The organism is Endozoicomonas sp. Z74, from assembly GCF_057680865.1.
The window spans coordinates 1-3,013 of record NZ_JBLYZI010000201.1 but is presented as its reverse complement, the minus strand read 5'-3'; the positions used below and the strand labels follow the sequence as shown (position 1 = coordinate 3,013).

4 protein-coding genes and 2 tRNA genes are annotated in these 3,013 nt (G+C 44.5%); 4 read left to right on the top strand and 2 right to left on the bottom strand.

Annotated features, from left to right (window positions below):
• Window positions 1-208 precede the first annotated feature (208 nt).
• Both ACNRUY_RS26125 and ACNRUY_RS26120 read left to right on the top strand, forming a co-directional pair.
• Window positions 209-285: transfer RNA gene (locus ACNRUY_RS26125), tRNA-Val, on the top strand.
• 39 nt (window positions 286-324) lie between these two features.
• Window positions 325-400, top strand: a tRNA-Val gene (locus ACNRUY_RS26120).
• A 114-nt stretch (window positions 401-514) separates the two neighbouring features.
• Here ACNRUY_RS26120 and ACNRUY_RS26115 read toward each other — a convergent pair.
• Both ACNRUY_RS26115 and ACNRUY_RS26110 read right to left on the bottom strand, forming a co-directional pair.
• On the bottom strand, window positions 515-1,111 hold the full coding sequence (locus ACNRUY_RS26115; protein ID WP_488114596.1) for a hypothetical protein: 597 nt from the start codon (window positions 1,109-1,111) through the stop codon (window positions 515-517).
• 325 nt (window positions 1,112-1,436) lie between these two features.
• Entirely contained in the window at window positions 1,437-1,592 is a 156-nt protein-coding gene (locus ACNRUY_RS26110; protein ID WP_488114595.1) for a phage integrase N-terminal SAM-like domain-containing protein, read from the bottom strand.
• A gap of 218 nt (window positions 1,593-1,810) precedes the next feature.
• Here ACNRUY_RS26110 and ACNRUY_RS26105 point away from each other — a divergent pair, with 218 nt between their 5' ends.
• Together ACNRUY_RS26105 and ACNRUY_RS26100 are read left to right on the top strand one after the other, a co-directional pair.
• Complete coding sequence (locus ACNRUY_RS26105) at window positions 1,811-2,737, top strand: hypothetical protein (protein ID WP_488114594.1); 927 nt, start codon at window positions 1,811-1,813, stop codon at window positions 2,735-2,737.
• Between the two features lie 141 nt (window positions 2,738-2,878).
• Window positions 2,879-3,013: transposase (locus ACNRUY_RS26100; protein ID WP_488111291.1), on the top strand; the 135-nt coding region annotated here is incomplete at its 3' end.

Here is a 3,013-nt window from a genome sequence, read left to right as displayed (position 1 = left end):
AAGAACGCCAATGGAAACTCTGATAGATGGCAAAGAGATCTGGAAGGAAAAATTTGTAGCCTGAATTTGACCTGACAGACACCCTCTGAAAAATCGGTGACTGTCAGATCAGGTCTGAACTACTACACATTACGTAGTTGCCGCATTAGATTAAACCCCAATGGAGTGTTGCATTTTTTATCGGCATTGATAATATACGCAGCACTTCAGGCGGTTAGCTCAGCTGGTTAGAGCGTTGCCTTGACATGGCAGAGGTCGCTGGTTCGACTCCAGTACCGCCTACCAATTCTGAAGTCTGTTACCCGCTCGGGTGGCAGTTCCTATAGTCGGTTAGCTCAGTTGGTAGAGCACCACCTTGACATGGTGGGGGTCGCTGGTTCAAGTCCAGTACCGACTACCATTATTTTGTCGTCTTCCTTTCGAGACTCTTTATATTGAGAGTCTACGTTCAATATTTAACACCTTCACCGTATTGAATTTTAGCGAGCTTCATTTTTAAAACGGCTGCCTGCCTTCAGTCCAGCAGTGATGTCTGAGACTCCCCGGTAAACCGCTCTTCAATCAACGGCTCCAGACTCTGTTCGGAATCGCCATCCAACACCCGATAAAGCAACGAGTAGGCCACACGCCACTGCCGCGTGCTGTCTTTCTCAACCATGGTTACCGACTTACCGTTCAGGCGGATTACCCGTGCAAGCCGTTCAATGCCTTGTTTATCCTTAAACCCGAGCCAATCCCCTGTGGCGATGGAATGACGGCTTAGCCCCTTGTCAACTTCATGGTTGACTCGGGCATCGGCCCCTTCGATGTTCAGCATAAAATAGGGAACGGTATACCTCTTGTCATTGCCAAGATCTTTGATGACGGCTCGTTTCGGATTCAGGCGAACCACTTCACAGGGCCGAAGAGCATTGGAGCGGGTGTCCAGATAACTGATGCGCTGTCCCACGACCAGGGGCGCTTTAATCCTGGCAATCCGCTCCGGCGACTCAATCTCCCGGTCGATCAGGGTACTCAGTCGAAACAGGTCAAATGTGCTGGCCTGGTTCAGTACTTCCAGCAGCTGTGCATAGTCCATGGAGGGTTTGGATGGGAGGTGGTGATGGGGCATGGGGTTCCTGTTCAAGTTAGAGGCGTCAGGGAATGATAAGCGGCAAAGCGTTCTTAAGCCATGTTGAAAAATAGCAGAGTGATGATCAAACCTCTCTGGCCCCTGAGAAAAACGACAATACCCTGTTCAACAGGCTCAAAACTTGGCACAATCGAACAACTTTTACAGGCCCTCGGGCCACCTGCTATGAGACTTTCGCCTGTTCAGTTTATAGCCAACTGAACAAAGTTCCGGGCGGTAGCGTGCGTGGGACCTGCGAATCGGGGGGCGCTGAGAGCATACTGCTGGGTATTAGAAGCCATATGTCGCATAACAACCAGATAGCTCATAAACTGCACAATTTCATCGTCTCCATAGTGTCAGGGTGGCGCATTTTGTGGAAGCGGATGTAATGCCTCACCCAGCCCCAGTAGGAGCGCTCAGTTTCAAGGGAAGCATTGCCCGTTCTTATAGTGAGCCGGAATGGCTGTTGTAATCTCATACTATTTGCTACTCGGAATACTGCTGTTTTATACAGCTTTTTGAGAAAAGTAGTTCGCGTATGCATTCGTAATATATCTCATTTTGAGTTAATAAGTGCGATATTAGAGGGATATCTCTTAATTTGATTTTTTTTGTCCCTAATATTCGATATTACTCGGTTTGAGATCTAATAGCTGTTAGCACTCTCAAGTAACATTCAGCTTAACTTCAAGGATTATGAATACGAAAATAATTCTAAATATTGTCGCTCTAACTGGTTCTATTCTCTGGATAGTATTTGAGCCAGGTTTTGAGCCAGTAATTCTTACAGTAACGCTCATTGCTACTCTGATCGGGTTAAGTGTGCATGACGATAAAACTTCTAAGAATGAAGAAAAAGAAATGTCAAAGGGTGCTGTAAAATCAGAAGTTTTCTCTATTTCAGAAAGGTTTAAGAAAATTATATCCTTGATGAATAATAAGGATGAAACAGATTATTACACTATTTCCAAACTGGCTCAAATAATGAAATTGGAGAAAGTCAGTGATTTAGAAAATATCGTAACAGCTAACAAAGAACCTTCTTTTAAATTTATTGATAATTTTTGTGAAGCCTTTGGTGTTAATCCTGAATGGCTTAAAGAAGGAAAAGGAACACCATATTGCAAACCCGAAAAAACTTATCTGATGCCTTATGGCTATTTGGATGAAATAGAAAGAAGTAAGCCTGAAGGAATTTACTTTATATTAAGTAGGTCTGAAATCGGTGAAGCATTTATCCTCTTAAAATTCGAAGATTGGAAATATAGAATCCTACCAAGAGATTGGCACATTAGCTCACATGTAGGAAATACTGGGCGTAGACAAATTTACAGCTACTATAAGCTCATAAAAAAACTGTTAGAAAATGATCACTTAGCCGAGTGTACTGGGCGTATTCTTGAACCGGAAGATTTTGGAAATCTCTTTGAAGGTAAAATTTTCCCACACTGGATTTTAGAAGAAAATCGTTACGGAATGCACTGGTGGGATGATTTTATAGAAATCGCAGATCTCAAGAGTAGAACCGAGCACTTTAAAAAAGAGTATGGCGAGGGGTTCGTATTTGCTCAGTCAGTTGTTCGAGACTTCGTCAGAAAAGAGACCGAGAGAACCGAGTGCTAACAAGGCAAAGCAGCAATGCCCAAGCAAGCTTGGGCTGGACCTCGCTACGCTCGCCCGTGTTGGCGGCGTTAGGCGCAGGAGTTACCCACGAATTGTGGACACCCCGCTAAGTTAGATTACAGTCTAACTGGGAGGTGTATCATGAGCCAATATAGAAACCCTGCTTATACCGAAGAGTTCCGAAAAGAAGCTGTTCGTCTGGCAGGCTTACCAGACCACAAAGCTTCTGCTGTTGCTGAACAGCTCGGTATCAGCGTACAGCAGATCTACAATTGG